Raw genomic sequence first — 25,142 nt, 5'->3', positions numbered from 1 at the left:
ACATATTTTAATTGAATGGGCGTTCAGGATTTATTCCCCCTTCCACAGGAATGGATAGAACAGCTTCGGTTTCAACACGCGGACTGCTTCGAAAGACCAATCCGGCTTCTTTGCCGTAGTACAGCTGCAGTCGGCTACATATATTAGACAGAGCATAACCTCCACTGCCGTTCGGCTCCTTCAGCCAGGCATTGAGTTTCTCCGCATTCATGCCGGTTCCGTTATCGGCAACCCGGATGAGCAGTGTGTTTTTGGCTACTTCTACAGAGATCCGGATCACTCCCCCTCCCCTTAATTCCTTAAGGCCGTGCAGGATTGAGTTCTCCACCAAGGGCTGAATAATAATTTTCAATACAGGAAGCTCCAGCAGTTCCACTCCGACATCAATTGTATAGTCAAACAACCCTTCATAACATTGCTGCTGAAGGTTTAGATACTGGCGGACATGTTCCAGTTCCTTGCCTAAGGTCGTAATTTCCTGCCCGTTGTTCAGTCCCAGCTGAAACAGTGCAGACAGCGAAATGACCATCTGTTTCACATCTTCATATTCATCCATCTCACATTTCCAGAAAATCGTGTTTAATGTGTTATATAAAAAATGAGGCTCGATCTGCGCCTGAAGCGCCTTGATCTCCGCTTTTCTCTTTTCTTTTTCTGTATCCTTGACTTCAGCAATCAACTCACCAATCCGGTCCAACATCTGGTTAAATTTGCGTCCCGCCTCCCCAATCTCATCCTGGAAAGGACTCTGGAAGCGTGCACTGAGATCCTCTTGCTCAACACGAGACATCGTCCGTTGCAGTTTCAGCAGCGGTCCCAGTAGCAAAGCGGACAGATACCTTGCAAGGAAAAGCGCGATGACGATACATGCCGCCATGATCATCAACACCAGCCATTGAATACTCCGAACAGGTTGCAGCAGTTCCTTTTTGGACAGGTAGCTGACCAACACCCAGTCTTTTGCGTACCCTGAACTGGCATAGCTGAGCAGCATTGGCCCATCCCCAGCAGAATATTCAAAATTACCCCGGTCTGCTTCCCTCAGTTTGTCCAAAAACACAGAGTCCCGAGACCATTCCGGACGTCTCCCATCTCCGAAGACGCTTGTTCCCTCTTTATTGATCAGTAAAAAACGTGCGGAGCCAAGACTCCCGCCTCCACTTACAGTATCTTCAAGAATGTCCTCTTTTACATTAACGATCAAAAATAGATCAGGGACATAATTGTCTGTAAGCGGCTGCAAGACTAGGGAAATAACATGGTGTTTCCCGGCAAATAGCTCGTCCCGATGACTCTCCACCCAATTGGTTTCAGGTTTCTCCTTAATCCGTTGATACAGCGAAGATTCTAGAAATGGGGTCAAGGTTCTGCGCTGATTGCTGGTAGAGTAGAAATCCCCGTCCGGCGTACTGATCAAGATAGATTCAATGGAGTTTTCCGTCAACTCTACCTGCGTGAAGGGCGCTTGCAGCATAGAAAAATTGGCAAAAAAACGTTCCATATTATGAGCTTTAATATCCCGGATGGTCTGCTGATAAGCTTCGCTCAACATCATCGTGGAGGAAGCCACAATGATTTGCTTTAACTTCTGGTCCAGGACATTGATTGACTGAGTCAGCACATTTTGATTTAACTCGACAGAGTTACGCTCCATCGCCCGAGAAGCGATGGAGTAAGCCAATAAACCGGTGACAGAAATACAGAATACCGTCAGTGCGGTAAAAGATAACCATATTCTTTTCTTCAAAGAGGTACGATAAACCCAGGCCTTCAGCATGTATTCACATCCTTCTTGAATAGCTGTCCGAAGCCCGCCCCGAATTTAGCCCTTTACAGAGCCAGCTGTCATCTGCATGAACGATTTATTAGCGAAAATATAGACAACAATCATTGGCAACATGGACAGACATGCACCCGCGAGCATCAATTGAGGTTGCGCCGCATCGCCGATACCATATTTTAGCCCCGCCAATCCTACGGTGAGTGTCTGTAATTTTGGCTGTGTCATGGTAAAAACCAGCGGCAGAATATATTCGTTCCATGCTCCGCGGAAGGTCCAGAGCGCCGTGACTCCAAGGGCGGGTGTCAGAAGCGGTAAGATAACTCGAAAGTATACGCTATAGAAATTACAGCCGTCAATAAAAGCAGCCTCATCCAGATCCTTCGGAATCGCTCGTACAAAACCAATCAACATAAAAAATGCCGTGGCATGCGCACTAATCAGAATAATAATGACACCCCATAACGATTTCTGTAGATTAAGCGCTACCATAAGGTCAAATTGCGGCCGAAGCACCACAGCACCGATCGAGATGAACAGCGTGCAGGACTGAATTACAACATATATACGTTTCCCGTAAAAATCGACTCTCGCTACCGCATATGCGGCCATCGTTCCAATGAATAGAGTGCCTAAGGTGGTAAAGATACTGATAAACACACTGTTCCATGTAAAGCGGGCAAAGTTAGCCGAATTCCAAGCCTGCGCGTAGTTTCCAATCTGCCATGACTTAGGCAGCAAGGTGGTTCCTGTCGTCAACTCCAGATTGGTCTTAAGGGATCCGAAAAAAGCCAGAATAATCGGAAACAACGCAAAAGCCGCCACTATAAGTAGAAAAATCCACAGCAAGGTCCGGGACAGCACCGCTCGGGTCTTGAAGGACCGGACAGGCTGGACCGAAGTGTTCTTCGTCTCCGCATGTAATGTACTCACTGTTCATTCTCCTCTCTTTTAATAGATATCATTTAGCTTTTTAGATACATAAAAGTAGACTAAGGTAATCAGACCTACAATAACTGCTGTGGCAAAACCAACCGCACTACCGTAGCCAAATTGCTGAATGCTTGTACCTCCACTGGATACAGGGAAGAACAGCTTATACAGGTACAGGTACATAACTTCCGTCTTGCCATAAGGACCGCCTTCGGTAAGCACCATAATACTCTCGTAGCCTTTTAGGGAGGCGGTAATAGCGAGCATAATGATCATTTGCAATACAGGTCCGAGCATGGGAACGGTGATGTTCCACATTTTTCTGAAAGGTCCAGCTCCATCTATAGATGCCGCCTCATAGAGATCCTCAGGAATGTTCTGTAAACCAGCGATAAAGAGCAGCATATAGTTACCGATAGCCCCCCATATCGCAATCATAATAGCGGTTAGTAAGGCATATTTCGGCCCTAACCAATCTATCGGAGCGGAAATAATTCCAGAGCCGACCAATAGCTGGTTAACCATCCCGTTGTATGAATTAAAGATAACGTAGAATACGATGGCCATAACCGAAGCACTGATTACGGTCGGCATAAAGTAAATCGCTCTTAGCAGCTGCCGCCCTTTCAAAGCACGATTGAGGACAACCGCCAGTAAAAATGATAATGGCAAGGTGATGAGCAGCTTGCCTCCAGCGTAGATAAAGGTGTTGACCACTGACTTCCAGAATTCCTTATCCCTTAATAAGCGCTCGAAATTCTCCAGTCCGATAAACATGGGTTCGCCGAAACCCTGGTAATCATAGAACATGTACTTCAGAGCCCAAAAGATCGGATATACTCCAAAAACCAGCGTCAGAATCAAACTGGGAGCAACGAAGGTCCAGGCGTTAATTTGACGTTTTGATAAATTCATTTATTGTTCCTCCTGTCCATTGGACTAAGCTTATGTCCTTAATGATAATTCTATCCGTTCGTAACGGTTAGGGAGAAAGCGACTGCGCTTGGGGGAGAATTTCACTTTTTCAGTTGCTTTGTCCCCTTTCCTTCATTTGTTTATCTATCCCGTCCTTCGTAAAGCCACGTTTATACTAATTAAGAGAAAGCTCACCCACGAACCATGACTACTTTACAAGGAGGTTAGAACTACCGATGATTTCAGCATATGGTGGCGGTACACGCCCCTTCGGATGTTATACCGAAGGAGAGCTTGAGGGCATACGCCTTAGAATCGAACAGCTTCCCAAGGTCCGGCAAGAGTACGAAAGACAACAACAGCTGTCTGAACAATTTGCCAGCCGAGAAGCTGCTGCGCCCCTCCATAAACTCGGGGTGTTCCGGGTAGAACCCTTTGTTTTTAAAACCCCTCCCAGAACGGCCTTCCTCAAGCTTTCTGTACAGATTCGGGGAAAGGGCACGGCGTGCATCGGGGGCTTGCGTCTGACTCATTCGCAGCTTGGCTTGCCGGTTGAACTAGCGAATGGCGGTCTAGAATCTGGGATGCTGGGGTGGAGTCAAGACCGAGAAAACGGAAGCACAGTATATCTAGAGAAATTGGCCAGCTGGCAGCAAGGTCTCCAGCCATCTGGTGTAACCCCATCTGGCGCTAGTCTGGCAGACGATTTGCAATGTATCTGCATCAGTAATGAGGAAGTGAAAGGATTGACAATCCTTCATTATGGAGAGACCATACCTGTATATGAAGGTGATCATTACAGCGTGCAGACGGCGCTCAGTCTGGAAGCTCCTCTAGGCGAAGGAATCTGCATCGGGGTCCATTTTCTAAATGCTGCGGGGCAGCCGTTAGGAACTGAGCTGCTCTCCCCGCTTTTTAATCGGCCGACACTTACCAATTGGGCCTACCTGCTGGAGGCTACGGGAGCGGACGCCAATATGTATATGATCACGGGTGAAAGTGAATTTGCGGTTCGAGCCAAGCAAAAGCTCCAGTACATGCTTGCCGATATACGGGTAGGCATGGATATTTTCCGTAGAGACGGCTGGCATGACGATGATACTTACGGCGCGGTGCATATCGGGAGGGGGCTCGCTGCTGCTTCGGTAATCTACGATCAGATTGCTGGCAGCAGTGTATTCCTCACTGGAGAAGAAACCGAACTTCTCGCTCATTTCCGCTATATCGCAGACATGATGATGGATACCCACTACTACCGGTTTGATCTAGAGACCTTCCCAGATGAAAAGGGAGGAAAACGCAGTAATTGGAATGCCGACCGGGCAACCGGACTGGGTGTATATGCCCTCCTCTTTCCCAATGAAAAACAAAGTGAGGCATATCTTGATCATGCCCTCTCTGTCATCAACTGGCAGCTGGCAGAAGTGGTTGATTCAGACGGCGCATGGCCAGAAAATATTCGCTACCATGGCGCAGTATTGCATCGCTATTTTCTCTTCTTCGTCCTATTAAAGCGTTTGAAGGGCATTGATTATTTCAAGCATGAGAAGGTAAAGGGCATGTACCGTTTCCTAATCGGAACAGTGACTGCACCAGATATTATTCAAGGCGGCTCTTCTGGCTCCCCCATCCTGCTTACACCAGCGGTCGGCGATGCCAATGTGCAGGAAAAATGGTTTCGCCTGCTTGGATATGCGGCCCCATTCTATATGGACGAAGACCCCCAGCTTGCCGGGGAAATGCTCTGGACGTGGAAGCACGGCGGAGAACCGATTGAGGATAGTGGCGCATTTCCTCTGCCTCTGGTCGCGCTGTTATATCCACAGCCCGATTTAGCAGAACAAAGGCCTGCACTCGACTCCGTACATTATCCCGATATCGGTTATGTCATCTTCCGCAACGGAGAACAGAACCTTCAGCATTATGCAATCTACGAGGCGTCTCCGCTGACTTATCACGCTCATCATGATGAAGGGCACTTCTCCATCTGGGCAGATGGTGTTCCAGTAACCCTTGATTCTGGAACGGGAGGTTATTATAACGGGGATCGGCATTGGTATGTGTCCAGCGCAGCTCATAATGTTGTTCAATTTACCGATTCATTCGGAAATTTTGCCAATGGGCCACTGCAAAGCACATGCAAGGAAGTACGCTTTTCAGAAGAGTTAGATCATGCCAGCAGTCTTATTCCAGAGGCTAACGCCAGGGAATATGAGCGGAATTTCTTGTTCATTAAAGCAGGCTTTAACGTCTACTTGATATGGGATCGAATTGAGGGAGCATCGAACAGCGTCTGGAATCTGCATACACTCAGTACTGATGCAAGTATAATGGAGCAATCCATTGATGCAGCTTGCCTGAACGGCAAGCACCTAAGCGCTTATATCGCCGAACCAGAACTTCCAGTGATTACAATGGGAGAAGGCGCTGTAGCCGGGAATTATCCGCTGGCAGAGCAGCAACATTTTCGTGTTTATGGTGGTAAAAGCGATTACGTCATTCTGCTTCATCCCCGGACAGAAGATGCTTCTTCACTACAGCTTGAACAGCTTGATTTTGAAGAGGCTATCGAAGGAGTACGCTTGTACAGAATATCCCGTACGGATGGGAAATGGTTTATCGCCGCCATCAACGGCACCAAGGAGGAACACCTTGTTACTGTTCCGGGTCTCGGACCGCTTAGGCTGCTCGGAGAACCTGAGTCAACATCCGGGCAACCTGAAGCAACCCAATTAAGAATTGAGGCAGGCAGAATTCACATCGCCATGCCCCGATAACTATATACAAGGAGGAAGATTAGAACATGAGCAATCTTGGAGTATGGGAACCAGCAGAACCGGGAGTTAAACGCTGTATCTTGAACGCTGCAGCCAGTCTGATGATGATGGAGGTTCATTTCGAAAAGGGAGCCGAGGGCTATGAGCATAGCCATCCTCACGAGCAGATGAGCTACTGTCTGCGTGGAAGCTTTGAATTTCGTATTGACGGCGAGAAGCATAAGGTAACCGCGGGGCAAAGTATTGCCATACCGCCAGATGCAAAGCACGGTGTAACCGCATTGGAAGCAGATTCTGCGCTGCTCGATGTCTTCACACCTATCCGCGAGGATCTGCTGAAACGCTAATAAATATATATCTGGCAGCAAAAAAAGGCCCAATCATTCCATTTCAGAGGGAATGATTGGGCTTCTGTTATTTTTCAGCTTGGTACCGTTCCACCTCAAGTGATGCTAATAACAATGGAGCGACGCCCATAGGCACATCCGACAATACGTCCTCAGAGATATAGTAATCGTATGAGCCATTACGGTCTTTGCTCAGACCCGCTCCATGACAGATCTGGTGCAAGTGCACACCTTGTTCATCCTCTTCAGTCAAATGCGTCAAAATGCCTTCATACCCTTGCAACATCGCCTCTATAAAAGAGGATTCCAGATAACCTAATCTTAGTCCCTTAGCCATCGCATAAACAAACATGCACGAGCCGGAAGCTTCAAGATAATTGCCTTTTCTCCCCGCTTGATCTAACACCTGGTACCAGAGGCCAGTCTCCTTGTCTTGAACCTCCAGAAGCGCGCCGCACATCCGCTGGAAAATGCCAATGATCGTCCCCCGCTGCGGATGAGTGAGCGGAAAATGCTCCAGGCAATCAACCACAGCCATCGCATACCAGCCCATCGCCCGGCTCCAAAAATGAGAGGACAATCCGGTAGAAGAGTCAGCCCATTCCTGCTCTTTGGATTCATCCCAGCCATGATAGAGCAAACCGGTCCGTGGATCACGGGTCCGCCGCTCAACCAGCAGCAGCTGATGCGCCGCTTCGTCAATCAGTTCAGGTCGTTGAAAAACCTTGCCGTATTCCGCTAGGAATGGCGATGCCATGTACAGCCCGTCCAGCCACATCTGGAAAGGGTATACCTTCTTATGCCAGAATCCCCCTTCGGAGGTGCGGGGATGTCCAATAAGCTGTGCGGCCAGCAAATGGGCTGCTTCAGCATACCGTTCTTCTCCGGTTTTCTGGTATAGCAAGAACAGGTTTTTCCCCTCGTTAATCTGGTCCAGATTGTATTCTTCCAGCCTGTAGGTACGGATGGAACCATCCTCTCCAATAAATGTGTCCATATGCCGCTCCATAAAGGAGACATACTCAGGCTGGTCGAGCTGAACACCCGCCCGGGCCATTGCCATCAGCAGCATGCCCGGAACATAAGCCCATCTTTCCAGCACATATTCATGCTCTCCCTGCTTGTTGCACCCTCCAAGAATCGTACTCGCGATTTTACTGGACAAGCGAACGGTTGTTGCTTCAGTTATAGACATCCTTATTCCTCCTTCGTTTGTCATCCATATGAAGTCTAATCTTATGCTCAAGTGAGCTGCTTGCGCAGCCAGGCAAAGGCTGGTTCACCATGAATCTCATGACCTCCGGTGAAGAAGTCCGCTTCTACCTGTCCGATATGATTCGCCGACCTGTAAATCGTCTGCAACTGGGTTAAAGCTAATTTTGTTCCGCGCGGGCCAAACAGATGATCGGCATCTCCCGATTCGAGGAACAGGCCACGAGGGGCAATGAGGCCCAATAGCTCAGGCATCTCCGCTTCCAGCAAAATCCCTGGAATATAATTATCAAGGCAATGATTGCGTGTCAGAATACTGTCTTCGAAAGTATTGGCATACCCGCTTACGACCGCACAAGCGATTCGTTCGTCAAGTGCAGCTGTGAAGCCAGCCACCAGTCCCCCGCCGGAAATACCCATAATTCCAATTCGTTCATCCTTAACTTCTTTTCTTGTCTGCAAATAATCCAGTGCCCGCATGGTTTCGTAGATACGGTAGCCGGCCATCGTCTTCCCAACCATCAACAATGCGGATGACAGGCGGAAGCAGGAATTACGTCCAGGCTCCCCGCTTGTTAGGTCTTCTTCCAATCGTCTGTCCCCAAAGCCGAGCAGCTCCGGGGCTGCCACTACAAAGCCCTGTTTTACCAGTGAAACAGCGAAGTCTTTGTGCAGCCCGGGATCTCCCTGCCGATCCGATCCGTCCGGGTTCAAGCCTACGATCTCCCGGCTTCCATAGCCATGTCCATGAATGGCAAGAACGGCAGGAACAGGGGTAGAGAACGGCTGATCCGGGATCAAAAGATACAGCGGCATGCGCAACCCTTCATAGGTAGTTATCTCTATACGTTCACGGGTATACCCGGAGCAGACGGTTCGTTCCAGCAGAACCGGTTGCAGCTCCTCAGCTATTTCTGGAAAGCCACCTAACCGCTTCGTAAATGCTGCGCTAAGCTCATCACGCCATTGCTGAAAGGGTATGTCTTTGCTGAAAGCCGAGTTACGTTGTGCTGAACCAGCTAGTTCTTTCATGTATTGTTCCAGAGGCTCCATCCGAAGTGCTCCTTCCTTAATATCCTTCAGGATGCCAGCCATCAAGCACGGTCAGCACCCTATACTCCGCAGCTTCCTGTGGAATCAGCTGCCGCGACCATGCAGCTCTGGCTTCGGGATTGGCTCCCGGTCCACTGCTGCCATATTCTTCATAGCGGCTAGTTTCCTCCCTGTCCGGCTGCCCCCAATTATGCCAGCCTTCGCCGATAATCGAACTGTCTATGACCGTGCGGATAAAAGCCACATGTGCATAAGGGCGCCAAGGTCGGCCAAGATACACTTCACTTACACCTTGACCGCCAGTAATTTCACAATCGAGGAATACATAACCAAACGGTGCGCCTTCAGGCGTTGATGCGGCTGTTATATATCCTCTGGAACGTTTGTTATGCAGCCGGCAACGTTCAAACAAAGCCGTAGCCGCGCCAAAAATATAATCCACATCGCCTTCAATGTAACATTCGTTATAATATTGCTTTCCTTGCCCTGTATACAAAGTATCCTGATCACCCAGCAGGCGTACACGCCGGAATACAGCATGACCAGCATCAACAAAAGCAGCCACCGCCTGGCCAGTGCCAGGACCTGATGCATTTCGAATGGTCAGATTTTCAGCGGTGAAATGCTCAGCGAATACATTCAGGGTACCGGATTTGAACGTGCCAATCGGCTCTCCGTCCGGACCTAAAGTGTGCGCGTTGTCTGACCACGTAATGATGGTGGAATTCGTGTCTTCCCCCAGTAGCAGAACCGGAGGCGTTCCCTGTTTCACTGTAATTTTTTCCTCGTAAATGCCGGGTTTGATACGAATCGTCACTTCTTCCTTGTGTTCCTGTGGAATTGAATCCAACGCTGCCTGTAGAGTACTGAATCCTTCGTCGACACTCTTAGAGACTGTAATTAACATCTGCGGCTCCTTTCCTATCAACCTGAGTTTATTCTATAATAACCGTAACGCTTCGTAAGAGAAGAGGAGAATTATGACTAGCCTGACTAGCCCCAATCACAAATATCATATTGAAGAAGACCGCTACAGCATCCAACATATGAAACGAAAAGGCATCACTGCTATGCCACGTCCCCACAGCCATGACTTAGCCGAGCTGTACTATCTGATACAAGGGGAGCGGGTATACTTTGTGGACGACCGAGTCATTACGGTTCATAAGGGTGAGCTTATTCTTATCTCCGGCCGGGAGCTTCATTCCACAGCAAGCTCGGAAGTAGCCGAATTCGAGCGGATTCTGATCAACTATGATCCTGCTCTTCTACCGCCATCCCTGCAGAATGAAGCCATCTGGTTTCATGACCGCGGGTACCGCTTGTTCAAGCTGACCCTGCGCGAGCAGGACGAAGCGGAAATCCTAATGAACCGGATGCTGGAAGAATGCCGGTTGCAGCGCCCGTATTACGAAACCAGCGTAATCGCTTTATTCTCCGAGCTGATGATTCTCCTCCAGCGTTCAGAGAGTATCTCACAAGCTGGAGGGACGAAACATCCGCTCCATCATCTAGTAACGGATGTAGCCACCTATATCCGTGATCACTACCGTGAGGCCCTTACTCTGGAAGAGACTGCGAGTAATTTTTACATTAGTCCTTCATACTTGAGCCGTGTATTTCACCGATTGACGGGTTTTCACTTTCGGGAATACATCGTTCATGTCCGCGTAAGGGAAGCCGAACGGCTGCTTGTCGGATCTACAGGCAAAATCCAGGAGATCGCCTCCGCTGTCGGATTTGAACATCTTTCCCATTTCAATAAAACATTCAAAAAATCAACCGGTTTGACCCCGCTCCAATACCGAAAAGAAGCAAGGTCACACCCACGGAAGTTCAAGACGGATTTCCATCATCCATAGAATTTTTTTATCTATCTGTAATCGTCAAATCTTCGGAATGAGTGAGCGTGACGTGGCTGCATCTATGCGCTGTTATCTTCGGCATTTCCGAAGTCTGCAACCGGATACGATCCAGCGTGAGCCCCGTGGCATGCCGCAGCACAATTCCCCGATCACTCACTGCGTGGAATTTTTCGATGGTTAGATCAGCAAGCGGCATCTCCGGCAGCCCGTTAACCAGTAGAGCGGTTGCCGCACCATGGCACACAATATTCTTCAGGGTAATCTTCCGAAATTGCGGAGTTTCCTCTGTAACCGAAAATAACTGCTCGTCATACCCTTCCGATCCTTCAACCCCTGCATAGAACATATGAAAGGATACAGCTTCATGGATGATGCCAGTCATGTTGATATTCTCCATTAAAATATCCTCCACCACACCGCCTCTTCCCCGGGTGCTTTTGAACCGCAGGCCAATGTCCGTGCCGATGAACAGGCAGTCACTAACTCGAACTGCATGGACACCTCCGGACATCTCGCTGCCGATCACAACGCCTCCATGTCCGTGATATACCGTGCAATTCCGGATGGTAATATACTGGCAGGGCATTCCCCACTTACGGCCTTCCTCATCCTTGCCTGACTTGAGACAGATGGCGTCATCACCCACATCAAAGCTGCTGTGCTCAACTAGAGCATGCGTGCAGGATTCCAAATCAAGGCCATCCCCGTTCTGCGAATACCAAGGATTACGTACCTGAACATTTCGTACGGTAATCTGCTCGCAGCCAATGGGATGAAGACACCAAGCAGGTGAATTCTGGAAGGTCGGCCCTTCCAGCAGCACCCGCCGGCAATTGCGCAGGCTAAGCAACGTCGGACGAAGATACGTACGAGCAGGCAGATAAGCCTCCATACTAGTTTCTCCCTTGTCCCACAGCTTCCGGCAGAAGTCCTCACCTTCCATGGCTTCCCGGGAAGGCCACCATACTTCGCCCTGCGGATCAAGCACTCCTCCAGATTCGATCAAACGCTCCCATTGCTTCTCGGTCATCTTAAACCGCTTCACTGGGCGCCAGCCTTCGCCACTGCCGTCGAATATTCCCTCACCGGTTATTGCCACATCGCTTAAACCTTCTCCATCGAGCGGAGCCTGACAGCGCCAGCCGGAATTCCCCTCATAATGGGAAGAAAGTAACGGATACAAGGTATGATCAGGGTCAAACTGCACCAATGCTCCCTTGTCTACATACAGATTAATTCGACTATGCAAAGTAAGGGGTCCTGTACGCCAGATGCCAGCTGGAATAACAACTTTTCCGCCTCCCGCCGCAGTGCAGGCATCCAGTGCAGCCTGAATAGCAGAGGTACATAGCGTTAATCCCCCCTCTTCTGCCCCATAATCCGTGATTGCAAAAGTCCGTTCGGGAATCTGGGGAAGCTCGGGAATCGGATACGTGTTAGTTACAAGATTGCTGCTCATTGAATTTCACCTCCTCCTATTACTCAAGTCCTTCATAGCTAAACCAGTCGAAATCGGCATAGCTTTCGCTCTTTGCGCCTTGAGAGCTTGTGTACATCCCGAGGTATGCTCCTGTGAATCCTCCGGCCAGATCGGTGCTGAGCACTCTGCCATCCGTCCGTTCACAGAAGGCTGTCCACTTGGCGGCTTCAGAAGCTCTGTAATAGAAGCTATACTCTTGTCCTCTGGCTTCCACCTTAAGCTGTACCTGATCCTGTAGATAGGGCACTGACGCCAGCAGCTGCTCGCTGCCACCCATCCGATGAATCAGCTGTAATACACGTTCGCCTGCCTCTAGCCCCAGTTCATAACGGAAGTGGTGATCCGCATTTTGGAGGAGAACAAGACCAGCTACTTCCCCTTCTGCAGCGGGACTAAACGTCATGTCAGTCGCCGCTCTGAAGCTCAAATGCTGCTGGCGTCTACCGATATAAGATGGATTGGCAATCTCCGAGAGCCGTTCTGGCTTCAGGCGAAGCCGTAGAACTCCAGGCTTGTCGGTAAGACTCCAGAATTCACCCCGCGGTGTCCGCAGGAAATTCCAGATCGGTGCCAGCTCATTACCTATAAACTCATCGCGCGCAGGCAATTCCGGCCATTTTGTCTCTGGCAAATCCGGAGCCTCCGTCTCAAATTCCAGCACTCCTTTGCCAGGATTGACCACAGGCCATTCATTCTCCCAGATTACCGGTGTCAGGAAGGTTTCACGTCCCAGATTGCGGTAATAACCACCGCTGGTTCGTGAAGCCAAGCAGAACATCCACCAGTCACCATGCTGAGTCTCCACTAGCTCTCCATGACCCACATTAACAATAGGATACGCTCTGCCAAGATGGCGATGCGTCAGAATCGGATTGGCTTTATGGCCCTCATAAGGACCTGTCACACTCTTGCTTCTGGCAATCGTAATCGCATGAGTATGCCCGGTTCCGCCCTCGGCAATCAGCACGTAATACCAAGCGCCGATCTTATAAATATGCGGTCCCTCTTGCGCATGAGCTACCTTGAGTGCGCCTTGCCAAATACTCTGCTTCGGACCGATTAGCTTCCCTTGGCTGAGATCAATCTCCTGCAGCCAGATATCCATATGCTTCGGATAAGCCTGCCCTTCCGGCGGAACACGGTTGCCGGTATAATACACCTTGCCGTCATCATCGAAGAACAAAGAGGAGTCAATACCGGGTGCATCCTCCAGCCATACAGGGTCAGACCAGTCTCCGGCCGGATCGGTTGTTGTTACATAAAAATTATGCTGGTTCTTGTCATTGTCAATAAAAGTGGTAATCATATAGAAAACTCCCTCATGATAGCGGAGCGTCGGTGCCCAAATACCCATGGAGGGAATCGAGTGATCCAGATTGAGCTGGGACGGGCGGTCCAGTACATGGCCAAGCTGGCGCCAATTGACCAGATCCTTGCTGTGGAAGATAGGAACGCCTGGGAAAAATTCAAAGCTTGAAGTCACAAGATAATAATCTTCACCAACACGGATAGCGGAAGGGTCAGGATAAAATCCCGGCAGCACTGGATTGCGGAATGTTCTCATTAAAAGTAATCCTCCTCAAAACAATTCAAATGTAAGCACCACCAATTATAGTTCGTATAAGTTTAACTTTCTTGTATTTTCTATGTTCTATTTCTTCATTTTTATACTTTCATGCTATATTGCCCATATTTCACTCCTTGTCAGCGAATAGCCTTTCCCTCTAGAATGGGTGTAATAGGATTTACCTGAAGGGGTGAGCAGCTTGGGAAAAAGAAAGAAATTGTACTCCCGCTTTTTTATGAGCCTAACCGCGATTTCAGTTTGCTGTATTCTAGTACTGGCTGTAGTGATCTTTTATTGGTACCGGAATATTACGATAGATAATGTCAACAAGGCGAACCAAAATGTACTGGTGAATACTGAAACCGTTTTTACAAACTATGAAGAGATCGTCCAGAACTACGCTATGGACTTCTATAGGAATCCAAACATCAACGCGCTCATGATGAATGGCGATACCAGCTGGAGCGACCAGTTGTACAGTGCCTTAAGCCAAATCCGCGGAGCATTGGTTGTGAACCAATATATGGAGAACGCCTATATCATGGGAGTGGATGAGCCTGTTGCCATGTTCGAAAACCTTCCGCTAAGCCCTGAATCCAAGCTGGAGCTATTCTCGAGAATGCGGGATAACATCATTGTTGAATCACCGTTTCTGTGGGAGGCAACCTTGAATAACGGTACCCCCATTACCCTGCTCACCGTGTTTTATAATGACCGGGCGTTTGCGGATAGCGAATATAATGGTGCGGTAGCACTGACCGTCAATTTGGGAAAGCTGCAGAATAATCTGTTTACGCAAAAAGAAGGCGAAGCCACCCGTTACGCTGTGCTTGACGGAAAAGCATCTGTGCTCATGCACAGTGCATTATCTGACATCCCTCTGGAAGAGGGCATGTTAAAGCAGGTGGTGTCCTCCACCTCAGAAAGAGGCTCTTTTGTCTATAAGGGAGGTGAAGAGCCACAGCTGATTACCTATGTATATTCTGCAGCGGACAAGCTGTGGTTTGTGTCGGAGACTTCCTACAAGGATAGCATCCGTGATATCTCCAATGCCCGTAATCTGATGACTGGCCTGTGCTTGGCCTTGATTGCCGCCGCATCTATAACCGCCAACCTGATCTCACGGCGGATGTATAAGCCAATCGGCCGGTTGTTCGGCAATATCGCTCATCTATCTGGCAATGAAGAAGCGCTGAAAACCGGTGGCGATTTGGATACCGTAAGCCAGGAGCTCGAACAGATTGGCGTTAAGCTGGAGCAGCTAAAAAAAGAAAGCGATGATAGCGCCTTGATGCGGTGGCTGCTTTCCCCGCAGAGAACACCGGAGAACAGCGGCACACCCCTGATGAGCATAGCCGCTGCTGGGGGAGCATATTGTGTATGCGTGCTGACCGCTCTGGAGCCCGAACAACCTGAAGACTCCGACTTCCGGCATACCTTTGAGGAAAACATACAACAGATTGAACATGCCTTCTGTGAACTTGCAGCCATTCAATCCTTCCGCCCGCATCAGGGCACTGCTGTACTTATTCTGAGTGAGCTTTACAGCGGCAGCTTCGGCGATTACGCTTTGTACCGCGGTAAATGGGAAGAAACCGCCGCTCAGCTACAGCTTTCCGGAGCCTGCTGCGCCTTCGGAATCAGCGGGCTGACGGATGATTTAAACCTACTGAGGGCTAAATACAATGAGGCTGCGGACAGTCTGCAATATATTAAATTTCATGTGCAGCAGAACATCATCTTTGCCGATGATACGATCCACCTGAACAGCAGCCCAATGCCCGACAGTGCCCTTGAACCGGTACTGCAAGCCGTTAAGCAGACGGAACTCTCGAACCATATTCCGCAGGCAGTGGAGAGATTGCTGGCAGTAGCCTGCAGTTACCGCGTCGAGCCTGCCACCATCGCTTTATCGAGACTGGTCTTTGAACTCAGTCGCACGGCTGAGCTTAATGCAGACGTCCAGCATTCCGGCTTTCTAGATAATTACCAGCATATCTGGCAGATCCAAAGCTATGACAAGCTATGGAATTGGATTGTAGACAGCTGTTATACCGCCCACGAGCGTATTGCCAGCATGAGCGCTGTACAGACCAAGAGCATTGCTGGTGAAGCCATTTGTTATATCAGAGATCATTATGATGACTCCAGGCTCTCCCTTAATGCCCTTGCTGACAAGCTATCGCTAAGTCCCGCTTATCTCAGTAGACTTATTGCCGACGAAGTAAACTGCAGCTTTCCCGATTTCGTTAACCTGCTGCGTCTGGAGCAGGCGCAGATGTTATTAGTCACTGAGCTTGACTTGGATATCCGGGAAATTGCCGAGAAAGTGGGCTACAACAGCAGCACCTATTTTACAACCCAGTTCAAAAAGCGTTATGGGGTTACACCTTCTAAATGGAGAATGAATCATATTCTACAGAAACAGAATCTTCCTGATTGACCCGCTAAAAGTAAGGAACAAAGGGGATGTCCCGGCAGCATTTTCATAGCCGGAGACATCCCCTTTTTGACTTTCAATGAATAACCCTCGCGCCGGCCTATACTATAAAATCCCCCTTTAAATCAGGCTTTTGAGCACCCTAAAAACAAAAAAGTTCTGTCTTTTTCGTTTTTTTAAGCTGCCCTTTTCCGCTTTTTTTAACTTTTTTCCGTTTATTATGATAGCGTTTACATTCCGGGTGGATTTATGATTTTCATGTAAAGCGTTCTCCTAAAACAAGGGACGGAAATGACAACGCTAGTATAAAGGAGTGGACTGTTAATGATGCAAGAGGCTACATCGGAGACACAAGGAATGCCAAGTCCGGGAATCAGGACGGCCAAAGCCAAGAGCTTCCGTAAATCCCTAAGGAAGGACAGCTCGCTTTATTTGCTCGCTCTTCCGGGAATCGTCATTCTAATTCTTTTTGCTTATCTGCCGATGAGTGGTCTGATTCTCGTCTTTAAAAATTACAACTTCAACGACGGAATCTTCGGCAGCCCGTGGGCCGGCTTCTCTAATTTCGAGTTTTTCTTCTCTAGTATGGAAGATTCTCTTAGGGCTACACGCAACACGGTGATGTTAAATGCGCTGTATATGCTAACCGGCACGTTTTTTTCAGTGGCCATCGCCATTATTCTAAATGAGCTGCGCAGCAAATGGTTTATCAAAATCACGCAGAGCGTCATGTTTTTCCCGTATTTTATTTCCTGGATTATTATCGGAGCCATTCTGTTCTCCCTGCTGGATTACGACAAAGGCATTATGAACCAGTTGCTCCAGACATTCGGCTTCTCCCAGGTTGACTGGTATTCCAGCCCTTGGCTGTTCGTAATCATTCTCGTGCTAGCGAATATCTGGAAAAGCGCTGGTTACGGTGCCATCATCTATTATGCGGTGCTGCAAGGCATCGACACTTCCTATTATGAAGCTGCAAGAATCGATGGTGCCTCCAGATGGCAGATTATCACCAAAATTACGGTGCCAATGCTGATTCCGTCGATCATTCTGATGACGCTGCTGGGCATCGGGGGCATGCTGAAAGGCGATCTCAGTATGATTATGGGGGTAACGTTCCTGAATCCGTTGCTTCTGCCGACTACCGACATTATCGATGTGTATGTATACCGCACAGCCATCCGTTCCGGAGAATTCGGCTTTGCTTCAGCCATCACGCTCTATCAATCCGTCTTTGGTTTCATTCTGGTGCTGGTGGCCAACAAATTAGCCGGCTGGTATGACAAAGACAGCAAACTATTTTAGGAGACTGATAAGATGCAAACTACCGAAAACAAAGGCCTGCTCATTTTCTTTTACATCTGTATTGCCGTATTTTCAGTAATCTGTCTAGCGCCGTTTATTCTGGCAGTATCCGGCTCATTATCTACCGAATCCAGAATCGCCGCGGAAGGCTATTCGTTCTGGCCCAGAGGCTTTACCTTTGAAACCTACGAATTCCTGTTTGGCTCGAAGGCACAGCAGATTCTGCGGGCGTATTCCATGTCGGTGATCGTTACGGTGCTGGGTACCGTATCGGCCGTATTGGTGACCACCGCTTACGCTTATGTCATTTCCGTTAAAAGCTTCCGGCTCAAAAATTTCTTCGCCTTCTTCGCCTATTTTACAATGCTGTTCAGCGGAGGAACGCTGCCATGGTATCTGCTTAGCACCAAATATTATCATTTGGGCGATACGCTCATCGGCCTGTTCATCCCTTATGTGCTAAGCGTCTTTCTGATGTTTCTCATGGCTAACTATTTCCGCAGCATCCCGCATGAAATCGTGGAATCTGCGCAAATCGATGGTGCCGGACATCTGCGGATCTTCTTCAGCATTATGATTCCGCTGGGCCGTGTCGGACTGGTCACCATCTCGCTCTTTTACGCACTGCAATTCTGGAATGACTTCTATTTGCCACTAATGCTGGTATCCGATCAGGATCTCTATACGATCCAATATTTGATGTACAACATGATGGCGAATATTCAGTTCCTGGCTTCCGGCAATGCTGCTCAAGTTGGAGGAGCTATCATCGCACCGCCACTGGAGACAGCCAAAATGGCAATGACCTGTCTGACCGTTTTGCCAATCGCCATATTATATCCTTTTCTCCAGCGCTTTTTTGTCAAAGGCATAATCGTAGGTTCAGTCAAAGGCTAATTTCCAGCAAAGATACCAAATTATGTTCGGTTGCACCGGGTTTATGCTCCCCTACTTCTTGATGTACAATGGGACTTAAGGGAGCACGGCCTTTGCAATAGATGCCTCAAACATTATGATTCTATTTCAGGAGGGTTCATCATGAAAAAGAAAAAAGGTTGGTTAAGTTTGCTCCTCGCTGCGGTGTTCTTGGTAAGTGGCTGTGCTCAGGGCAACAATGAAAGCGCTCCCCCTAGTTCTGGAACTGGAAATGACGGTACCTCTTCCTCTACGGATAGCGGTAGTAAAGACGGCAGCGCCTTGGCTCCTGCCAAATTGAAAATTGTGCTGTACGGGGATGAGTCCAACCGGATGAAGGAACTAGCGAAGACATCGTTCTACGACACTATTAAGAAAGAAATCAATGCTGAGGTTGAATTCCAGTTTCTTCCTTGGACCGAATATGGCGGCGGCAAAACTGACTTAATGCTGTCTACGGGAGAAGACTTCGCAACTTATACAGATGCCAATTACATGGTAAAATCTGTGGCAAAGGGGCTTTATGCCGACCTCACTCCGTATGCCGATGCAGCCGCTGATTTGAGTAAAAATGTGGACGAGGCCTCCTTCAAAGCCTTTCAGCTGGAAGGCAAGCAGTATGCGATCCCCGTCGGCAACAAACCGAATTCTGCGGAATTCTACAGTGCGCTAGTTAGACAGGATTTGCTTGAAGAAGCCGGCATGACACAGGTCACTTCACTGGGAGAACTAGAGCAGTTCTATGATAAGGTCCATGCCATTCATCCCGAACTGATCGGGTACGCCAACACCGATGCGCGCAGACTCCTACAATATAATTACACGGACAAAAACCTCTATTGGCAAAATGATTTTATTGCCCTGGATGAGTCTGTGAAGGATGATCAAATTATTAGCTGGTTTGAAACCGAAGAGTTCAAGAGTTATGCGAACCTTATGCACGGCTGGTATGAAAAAGGAATCATTCCAAAATATGCCGCCACCAATGTCCCACAGCTGCAGTCTGACTGGAACTCCGGAAAAGCGATGTTCTGGGCCGGCACAGCAGCACGCCCATTCGAAGGTGCGGCAACCATCTCACAAGCAGTGCCTGATGCCAAACTGGTCAACTATTTCCTCGGCAGCGGCCGTCCAAAAATCAGCCGCGGCACTTACAGCACCGCCTTTTTTGTCTCCACCGCAGCTAAAGACCCTGAACGTTATATTATGTTCTTCAATCTGCTGCAAAAAAACCAGGAGCTGTACGACTTGTTCGCCTACGGGATAGAAGGAACAGACTATACGCTGGATGAAAACGGGCGTTTGACCAAAATAACCACTGATTCGCTGATCCCCGACTGGCTGCTGATGAACAAAAACTTCATGCGTTTCGACAACACGGTACCGGACGAGTTTATTGCAGAATATAAAGCTTGGGACGATGGAGCCATCATTTCCAAAGGTGCCGGCTTCAACTTTGACAATACACCCGTCAAGAATGAAGAAACGAAGCTGAACGGCGTATTCACTGAATACCTCGCTCCGATCGGCAGTGGCTTCAGTGATTATGACACCGCCTTTCCCAAAGCGCTAGACAGACTAAAAGCAGCGGGAATAGACAAATATATCGCTGAATACCAAAAACAATTTTCCGAATGGTACGCCAAGCAGCAGTAAGCACCGCCGCGGCAATTATCATACAGCTCAAGAAGCGTGTCTCCATTAAGGAGCACGCTTCTTTTGGCCTTCGAACGCCGTAGTGAAAGCGGTATAATGGCCAACCTTGAATCAATACGACGGCGAGCAGGATAATTCAATCAAAATGATTACGTTTGGGGAATTTTCGTTGCTGATACTCTTAGAATTATTTTCAAAGTAACTTAAAGGATAAGAGGGAAACTGCTCATTGGTTAAAAGCGCAAAAATAAAAATTTAAGCGGCATTTTATACTGGAGATATACTCGTTATAGTTTAATACTATAAACATTATTCTTATTATATATTAGACCAATAAACGCCAATAGCGCTATTATGTGATTTATAATAATAACGTGGAGGGATGGTCTGATGTCTATTTATGATTTTCAAGCAAAGTCAATTCATGATGAGCCTGTTGAATTGTCCATTTATCGCGGGAAAGTTCTGCTTATTCTGAACACTGCCAGTAGGTGCAGCTATTCTCGCCAATTACCTGATCTCCAAAAAATTTACGAAATTCACCATGAGCAAGGGTTTGAAATACTTGGTTTTCCTTGTAACCAATTCAACGAGAAAGAGCCAGAAAGCAACTCGGAAGTACATAAATATTGTGAGAGCAACTTTGGAGTTAAGTTTCCATTATTTGAGAAAGCTGAGGTTAGGGGACCGTCTGCCCATCCTTTATTTCAATATCTAACACAGCAAGCACCATTTCAAGGATTCGATACTGAGACATCAGGCGGTAAATGGATGCAGGATTTTCTGCAGGAAAAGTATCCGGACATATATGCCGGAGATGGGGTTAAGTGGAATTTTTCAAAGTTTTTAATCGATAGAAACGGTCATGTATACGGTAGATACGAAACAACGACTGAACCCTTTGACATAGAGCCATTTATTGAATCACTTCTTTTAAAGTAAATGAATCCGATTGGTAATTTAACCAACAGAGAACGATAGTTTAACATAAAGGGTTTACATATTAGGCATGCAAAACATTTAGAACCCTTTATGTTATTTAAATTTCATTTCTTACTTTGATTAAATAATATAAAGTCAGAATAAATTGTATTAATAAGATAAGATATAAGCCAATAACCAGTAGTACATAAAGAATTGCCTGTCCTCCCCCCATATGATTAGTTAAGCCAACCTGTAAGGAAAAAAAAGAGCATTGTGGTACCCACACAGATAAGGAGTAATAGTTCCAATTTTTTTTCAAATAGATGTTTTATAAACCATAGATAACTTACAATGCACAACAAAAGAACAGCACTATAAAAAAACAAGGAATCATAATGAGTTACAAATAGGCTCCCTCCACCAATAGAAAAGACTATACCTATAACTAAAAACATGTTTTATCGGATTACTCCCTTTATTTATGTATATATCTTTGCTGCCTGACGACGATACCGATTTCTTTCAACTGAAGCACCATCTTTTTGACTTCAATAAAAAGACAACCTTCTTCAAGAAGGTTGTCTTTTGTGTGATCAAGCGCTTGCTTGTAAGCTAAGCAAACTCCCCATCGTAAGTTCTTATTCACTAATCGTTGCGTTGTCGTATAAATCAACCAATTCGTCGAAGGAGGTAATAATGACATCAGAGCCCTTCAGCTCATCCTGACGTCCGAAGCCTGCATAGGCGCAGCCGATTACGGTCTGGCCATTTCCTTTACCTGCCTGAACATCAGAAGAACGATCCCCAACCATCCAGGCACTGCTGATACCATGATTATCCAAAAGAATACGTAGCAGCTCGGTCTTAGTCGCAGTGCCTTGACCTCCCGCACTATACAAGCCTTCGAACAACGCCTTAAGCTCATGCACCACAACGATGCTATGAATGTAATCCTCCAGCCCGTTGCTAGCCACAAACAGCTTCACTCCGCGCTCTTTAAGCGCTGTCAGTGTCTCAACCACCTGTGGATACAGTAGTGTGCCTCCGGCTTCAAGCCCTTCAATCTCCAGCTGCAGGAGCAATTCATCCGCCCGGCGGTGCACGGCTTCATCTGCTTCAGGCATAACATTCTTCCAAATGTCTGCCAGCAACATCCCTAAGCAGCCTAGAATACGTTCTTCTGGTGGTGTAGGTCCTACGTATAGTCCCTCTTCCCGCAAAATATCGAACATTTTATGATATGCAGGCAATAAAAGACTTTCAGTCTGGAACAATGTTCCATCCATATCAAATACAATCGCTTCTGGCTTGTTCAGTTTCGCATGAACCGCGTTTTGTTCCGTTCCATGTACTTCGTTACTCATCTGTTGTTCCTCCCCATTCTGTTCAGCTTCAGGTAAGACATTCATCTGTGCGATATTTCCAGTACAAGCCCTATGATATATGAAATCGCTTTGTAATGTCCATGCTCTTAGCTTTTTCTGTTGCAGTTTATATTTCGTTATGCTATATTTCAATCTGTAATATTACAACTTGAAATATAAAGGAGATATAACCATGTCAAATCAATTAATCATGCGCTTCCTCAAGCAGCCTGCTACCATCATTGGAATTATAACTGCACTGTTGTTCCAAGTTTTTTTCAGCTTAATTTGGATTACAGGGTACGATCATGTAACGGATCGGGTAGATCAGCTGCCCATTGCTATTGTTAATGAGGATGGTACAAATGCCCAGCCTATAGTCGATGGGATTGCAGGATCACTTCAGTTCGTAACCAGACAGGATCTCCAACTAGAAAATGCAAAAGAAGCACTTGAGCATAGAGAAATCCGCATGATTATCAATATTCCCCAAGGGTTCACTGGACAGATCAGTAATCCATCTGCAAAGACTGAACTCCACTACTTCTTAAATGAATCTAATCCGCAGATGGTCAGCAATGTGATGCAGTCGGTAGCACTTAAAGTCACGGCTGCAATGAACACTCAAAGCAGTAATTCAGCACTAAGCCACACCTTGGATGCTATGAATCTGCCGCAGGCACAAGCGGAGATCATCAAAAGTGCTGCAAGCAGCCGCATTTCCGCCAACGTCGAAATCATTAACCCTACAACTAATTTTGCACAAACTATGGTACCCTTAATGATCGTTACCGCCTCATTTACCGGTGCTATGTTACTCGCGATGAATCTCCATAAAGCTTCCTCCAACTTGTCTGGACAATTTAGTAAATGGAATCGCTTTGCAGCCCGATTTGTCATAATGGGTGGAACGGCTGTGCTTATCTCACTAGTGGGAACTATCATGGTTAACTCACTCGGTATCCACTCTAATCGTGGCTTTCTGCTTATGTGGCTGTTCGAGTTCACGGTAATTCTCTCCTGTATGATCCTTGCTCAGTTTAGTCTGCTGCTCCTCGGGGATGCTGGCGGCTGGCTAAATATTGCGCTTCTCTCCATGCAAATGTTAGCGTCCGGAGCAACTATTCCACGCGATGTGCTTTCACCTTTTTATAACTGGATCGGTCCCTTTTCGCCCGCTTACTATGCAGTTAATGGTATGCTCGACCTGGTTATCGGGGGTAACGGGGTATGGAAGGATATGTTCTATTTACTCTGTATTGGGGCAACAATTGCTGTATTAAGCGTACTTGTCACTTTCCTCCGTAAAGAAACTCGGATCTCACGAGAACAAGAGCCCGTGCCAGTAAATGCGTAATTATACAGTTTGCCACTCCGGCTATGCCATTTCAAATTGAGAGCGATATGCAGTTGTGATATGGTAGGAAGTGAAAGAAAGGAGCGGCAATGATTTATGAACATACAAGATGTTATTCTGGGGATTTTAAGCGAAAAACCTCATTCTGGTTACGAGATAAAACGACATTTCGAGGAATACTTCTCATTTTTCTTCGATGCCAGCTATGGCACGATCTATCCTACCCTAAGCAAGATGGAAAAGCTGAATCTGATCACTAAAGAATCTGTGCGACAGGAAGGCAAACCCGACAAAAATGTATTCACCATTACCTCTGCCGGCTTGGATCAGTTCCACGCTTATCTACAATCACCAGCCGAAAAAGATGTTCTGCGTTCTGACTTTTTTATGCACCTGTATTTTGGGGAAAAGACGGACAAAGAGAACATAGATAATCTGCTTCGGCAAGCATTGATAGAAAAGCAGGCAATGTACGACGATCTGGAACAGAAGTTGAACCAGCTAGATTACAAGTTATCTTCCTACCAGAAGTTGTGCATGGAGCTAGGCCTCGTACAATATGATGCTTTTATCAAAAAAATCCAAAGTGTGCTAGAGTCTAAATAAAACCCGCTTTCGAAAGTACACCATAAAAAAAGAACCAGTATTACATGCACATCTTGTGCTTGTAATACCGGTTCTTTTTTTTGAAATCATATGTGGTATATGGATTATGCTCTATCAAAGCTTGCAATAAGTTCATCAAGAACATCTTTGCTTACCATTTTACCTTTGAAATTGATCAGGTTTTCTGAGCTTCCGGAGAAGATACAAGTTGGCTCATATTTTCTAAGGATAATCTTTTCAGCGTCTACAAAAATCTCGAGCGGGTCTTTTATGTCGATTCCCATTGTTCTACGCAGTTCAATAGGAATTACGATACGTCCCAATTCATCCACTTTTCTTACTATGCCTGTTGCTTTCATCATCGTACATCCTCCCTTGAAGTCACATTTATAATCATTCTTGCTAAAAGCTATGTACGCTTCTATATGATAGTAATGATTACGCTACTACCTAATTCTAAAGTTCTATTCATTTCCTGTCAATTATTTTTCTACATTATATGATATTATTCGACAAAATTTCGACAATGTATGATATCTGTTGAGCCCCAAGATTTGAAGCCATGTCAGAACACAAAAAAATAGGGGCTTCTCTGGAATGTCGAAATTCACCCAGAATGTAACCCTACTTGATGACAATTCTACCC

20 protein-coding genes are annotated in these 25,142 nt (G+C 47.1%); 10 read left to right on the top strand and 10 right to left on the bottom strand.

Annotated features, from left to right (window positions below; all coding sequences use genetic code 11):
- Window positions 1-7: 7 nt before the first annotated feature.
- From NST25_RS09300 to NST25_RS09290, 3 genes are all read right to left on the bottom strand, one after another.
- On the bottom strand, window positions 8-1,777 hold the full coding sequence (locus NST25_RS09300; protein WP_340393843.1) for a sensor histidine kinase: 1,770 nt from the start codon (window positions 1,775-1,777) through the stop codon (window positions 8-10).
- 45 nt (window positions 1,778-1,822) lie between these two features.
- Window positions 1,823-2,644, bottom strand: coding sequence for a carbohydrate ABC transporter permease (locus tag NST25_RS09295; protein WP_254847647.1), 822 nt, complete (start codon window positions 2,642-2,644; stop codon window positions 1,823-1,825).
- A gap of 87 nt (window positions 2,645-2,731) precedes the next feature.
- Window positions 2,732-3,628 carry a sugar ABC transporter permease gene (locus NST25_RS09290; RefSeq protein WP_248547629.1) on the bottom strand — a complete coding sequence of 299 codons (897 nt, stop codon included), beginning with the start codon at window positions 3,626-3,628 and terminating at the stop codon, window positions 2,732-2,734.
- Between the two features lie 236 nt (window positions 3,629-3,864).
- On the opposite strand from NST25_RS09290, the gene NST25_RS09285 reads away from it, so the two are divergent.
- Both NST25_RS09285 and NST25_RS09280 read left to right on the top strand, forming a co-directional pair.
- Window positions 3,865-6,405, top strand: a complete 2,541-nt coding sequence (locus NST25_RS09285; RefSeq protein ID WP_248547630.1) for a heparinase II/III family protein — start codon at window positions 3,865-3,867, stop codon at window positions 6,403-6,405.
- Window positions 6,406-6,431: 26 nt separating this feature from the next.
- The gene (locus tag NST25_RS09280) at window positions 6,432-6,752 is read left to right on the top strand and encodes a cupin domain-containing protein (protein ID WP_036683993.1); all 321 of its coding nucleotides are present in this window, start codon (window positions 6,432-6,434) and stop codon (window positions 6,750-6,752) included.
- 67 nt (window positions 6,753-6,819) lie between these two features.
- Here the strand turns inward: NST25_RS09280 and NST25_RS09275 are convergent, their stop codons facing one another.
- The 3 genes from NST25_RS09275 to NST25_RS09265 are packed head-to-tail and all read right to left on the bottom strand — an operon-like array spanning window position 6,820 to window position 9,924.
- On the bottom strand, window positions 6,820-7,947 hold the full coding sequence (locus NST25_RS09275; protein WP_076278570.1) for a glycoside hydrolase family 88 protein: 1,128 nt from the start codon (window positions 7,945-7,947) through the stop codon (window positions 6,820-6,822).
- Window positions 7,948-7,994: 47 nt separating this feature from the next.
- Window positions 7,995-9,059: an alpha/beta hydrolase family protein gene (locus NST25_RS09270; RefSeq protein WP_340394383.1), complete on the bottom strand. Its 1,065-nt coding sequence runs from the start codon at window positions 9,057-9,059 to the stop codon at window positions 7,995-7,997.
- Window positions 9,034-9,924, bottom strand: a complete 891-nt coding sequence (locus tag NST25_RS09265) for a pectinesterase family protein (protein WP_339281893.1) — start codon at window positions 9,922-9,924, stop codon at window positions 9,034-9,036. Before NST25_RS09265 ends, NST25_RS09270 begins: the two co-directional genes overlap by 26 nt.
- 73 nt (window positions 9,925-9,997) lie before the next feature.
- Here NST25_RS09265 and NST25_RS09260 point away from each other — a divergent pair, with 73 nt between their 5' ends.
- A complete protein-coding gene (locus tag NST25_RS09260; RefSeq protein ID WP_076179655.1) occupies window positions 9,998-10,879 on the top strand; it encodes an AraC family transcriptional regulator in 882 nt (293 codons plus the stop codon).
- Window positions 10,880-10,886: 7 nt separating this feature from the next.
- Here NST25_RS09260 and NST25_RS09255 read toward each other — a convergent pair whose 3' ends face one another.
- Together NST25_RS09255 and NST25_RS09250 are read right to left on the bottom strand one after the other, a co-directional pair.
- Window positions 10,887-12,341 (bottom strand): glycoside hydrolase family 28 protein, encoded by a 1,455-nt coding sequence (locus NST25_RS09255; protein ID WP_340393840.1) that lies wholly within the window; start codon window positions 12,339-12,341, stop codon window positions 10,887-10,889.
- Between the two features lie 19 nt (window positions 12,342-12,360).
- Window positions 12,361-13,926: a glycoside hydrolase family 43 protein gene (locus NST25_RS09250; protein ID WP_340393838.1), complete on the bottom strand. Its 1,566-nt coding sequence runs from the start codon at window positions 13,924-13,926 to the stop codon at window positions 12,361-12,363.
- Window positions 13,927-14,128: 202 nt separating this feature from the next.
- On the opposite strand from NST25_RS09250, the gene NST25_RS09245 reads away from it, so the two are divergent.
- The 5 genes from NST25_RS09245 to NST25_RS09225 all read left to right on the top strand — a co-directional run bounded on the left by NST25_RS09245 (window position 14,129) and on the right by NST25_RS09225 (window position 21,187).
- Complete coding sequence (locus NST25_RS09245) at window positions 14,129-16,372, top strand: helix-turn-helix domain-containing protein (RefSeq protein WP_340393836.1); 2,244 nt, start codon at window positions 14,129-14,131, stop codon at window positions 16,370-16,372.
- A gap of 321 nt (window positions 16,373-16,693) precedes the next feature.
- Window positions 16,694-17,674, top strand: a complete 981-nt coding sequence (locus NST25_RS09240; RefSeq protein WP_051491306.1) for an ABC transporter permease subunit — start codon at window positions 16,694-16,696, stop codon at window positions 17,672-17,674.
- A 12-nt stretch (window positions 17,675-17,686) separates the two neighbouring features.
- Complete coding sequence (locus NST25_RS09235) at window positions 17,687-18,571, top strand: carbohydrate ABC transporter permease (protein ID WP_038569639.1); 885 nt, start codon at window positions 17,687-17,689, stop codon at window positions 18,569-18,571.
- A gap of 141 nt (window positions 18,572-18,712) precedes the next feature.
- The gene (locus NST25_RS09230) at window positions 18,713-20,245 is read left to right on the top strand and encodes a DUF3502 domain-containing protein (protein WP_340393834.1); all 1,533 of its coding nucleotides are present in this window, start codon (window positions 18,713-18,715) and stop codon (window positions 20,243-20,245) included.
- A 390-nt stretch (window positions 20,246-20,635) separates the two neighbouring features.
- On the top strand, window positions 20,636-21,187 hold the full coding sequence (locus NST25_RS09225; RefSeq protein WP_076308246.1) for a glutathione peroxidase: 552 nt from the start codon (window positions 20,636-20,638) through the stop codon (window positions 21,185-21,187).
- A 620-nt stretch (window positions 21,188-21,807) separates the two neighbouring features.
- On the opposite strand, the gene NST25_RS09220 is transcribed toward NST25_RS09225, so the two are convergent.
- On the bottom strand, window positions 21,808-22,533 hold the full coding sequence (locus NST25_RS09220) for an HAD hydrolase-like protein (protein ID WP_076219794.1): 726 nt from the start codon (window positions 22,531-22,533) through the stop codon (window positions 21,808-21,810).
- A 193-nt stretch (window positions 22,534-22,726) separates the two neighbouring features.
- On the opposite strand from NST25_RS09220, the gene NST25_RS09215 reads away from it, so the two are divergent.
- Both NST25_RS09215 and NST25_RS09210 read left to right on the top strand, forming a co-directional pair.
- A complete protein-coding gene (locus NST25_RS09215) occupies window positions 22,727-23,890 on the top strand; it encodes an ABC transporter permease (protein ID WP_076124849.1) in 1,164 nt (387 codons plus the stop codon).
- Window positions 23,891-23,986: 96 nt separating this feature from the next.
- Window positions 23,987-24,496 (top strand): PadR family transcriptional regulator, encoded by a 510-nt coding sequence (locus NST25_RS09210; RefSeq protein WP_036684013.1) that lies wholly within the window; start codon window positions 23,987-23,989, stop codon window positions 24,494-24,496.
- A gap of 104 nt (window positions 24,497-24,600) precedes the next feature.
- Here NST25_RS09210 and NST25_RS09205 read toward each other — a convergent pair whose 3' ends face one another.
- A complete protein-coding gene (locus NST25_RS09205) occupies window positions 24,601-24,858 on the bottom strand; it encodes an AbrB/MazE/SpoVT family DNA-binding domain-containing protein (RefSeq protein WP_036684015.1) in 258 nt (85 codons plus the stop codon).
- Window positions 24,859-25,142 lie beyond the last annotated feature (284 nt).

This window comes from Paenibacillus sp. FSL E2-0190, from assembly GCF_037992965.1.
In the GTDB taxonomy this organism is placed as follows: Bacteria; Bacillota; Bacilli; order Paenibacillales; family Paenibacillaceae; genus Paenibacillus_AQ; species Paenibacillus_AQ odorifer.
Note: the sequence above shows the minus strand (reverse complement) of the source record. Positions and strands in the feature narration are given on the sequence as shown.

Coding starts and splice junctions, on each gene's coding strand:
- NST25_RS09260 (WP_076179655.1), top strand. CDS start 9,998: ATGACTAGCCTGACTAGCCCCAATCACAAATATCATATTGAAGAAGAC.
- NST25_RS09280 (WP_036683993.1), top strand. CDS start 6,432: ATGAGCAATCTTGGAGTATGGGAACCAGCAGAACCGGGAGTTAAACGC.
- NST25_RS09265 (WP_339281893.1), bottom strand. CDS start 9,924: ATGTTAATTACAGTCTCTAAGAGTGTCGACGAAGGATTCAGTACTCTA.
- NST25_RS09285 (WP_248547630.1), top strand. CDS start 3,865: ATGATTTCAGCATATGGTGGCGGTACACGCCCCTTCGGATGTTATACC.
- NST25_RS09215 (WP_076124849.1), top strand. CDS start 22,727: ATGTCAAATCAATTAATCATGCGCTTCCTCAAGCAGCCTGCTACCATC.
- NST25_RS09255 (WP_340393840.1), bottom strand. CDS start 12,341: ATGAGCAGCAATCTTGTAACTAACACGTATCCGATTCCCGAGCTTCCC.
- NST25_RS09240 (WP_051491306.1), top strand. CDS start 16,694: ATGATGCAAGAGGCTACATCGGAGACACAAGGAATGCCAAGTCCGGGA.
- NST25_RS09270 (WP_340394383.1), bottom strand. CDS start 9,059: ATGGCTGGCATCCTGAAGGATATTAAGGAAGGAGCACTTCGGATGGAG.
- NST25_RS09210 (WP_036684013.1), top strand. CDS start 23,987: ATGAACATACAAGATGTTATTCTGGGGATTTTAAGCGAAAAACCTCAT.
- NST25_RS09205 (WP_036684015.1), bottom strand. CDS start 24,858: ATGATGAAAGCAACAGGCATAGTAAGAAAAGTGGATGAATTGGGACGT.
- NST25_RS09290 (WP_248547629.1), bottom strand. CDS start 3,628: ATGAATTTATCAAAACGTCAAATTAACGCCTGGACCTTCGTTGCTCCC.
- NST25_RS09250 (WP_340393838.1), bottom strand. CDS start 13,926: ATGAGAACATTCCGCAATCCAGTGCTGCCGGGATTTTATCCTGACCCT.
- NST25_RS09235 (WP_038569639.1), top strand. CDS start 17,687: ATGCAAACTACCGAAAACAAAGGCCTGCTCATTTTCTTTTACATCTGT.
- NST25_RS09220 (WP_076219794.1), bottom strand. CDS start 22,533: ATGAGTAACGAAGTACATGGAACGGAACAAAACGCGGTTCATGCGAAA.
- NST25_RS09275 (WP_076278570.1), bottom strand. CDS start 7,947: ATGTCTATAACTGAAGCAACAACCGTTCGCTTGTCCAGTAAAATCGCG.
- NST25_RS09300 (WP_340393843.1), bottom strand. CDS start 1,777: ATGCTGAAGGCCTGGGTTTATCGTACCTCTTTGAAGAAAAGAATATGG.
- NST25_RS09230 (WP_340393834.1), top strand. CDS start 18,713: ATGAAAAAGAAAAAAGGTTGGTTAAGTTTGCTCCTCGCTGCGGTGTTC.
- NST25_RS09225 (WP_076308246.1), top strand. CDS start 20,636: ATGTCTATTTATGATTTTCAAGCAAAGTCAATTCATGATGAGCCTGTT.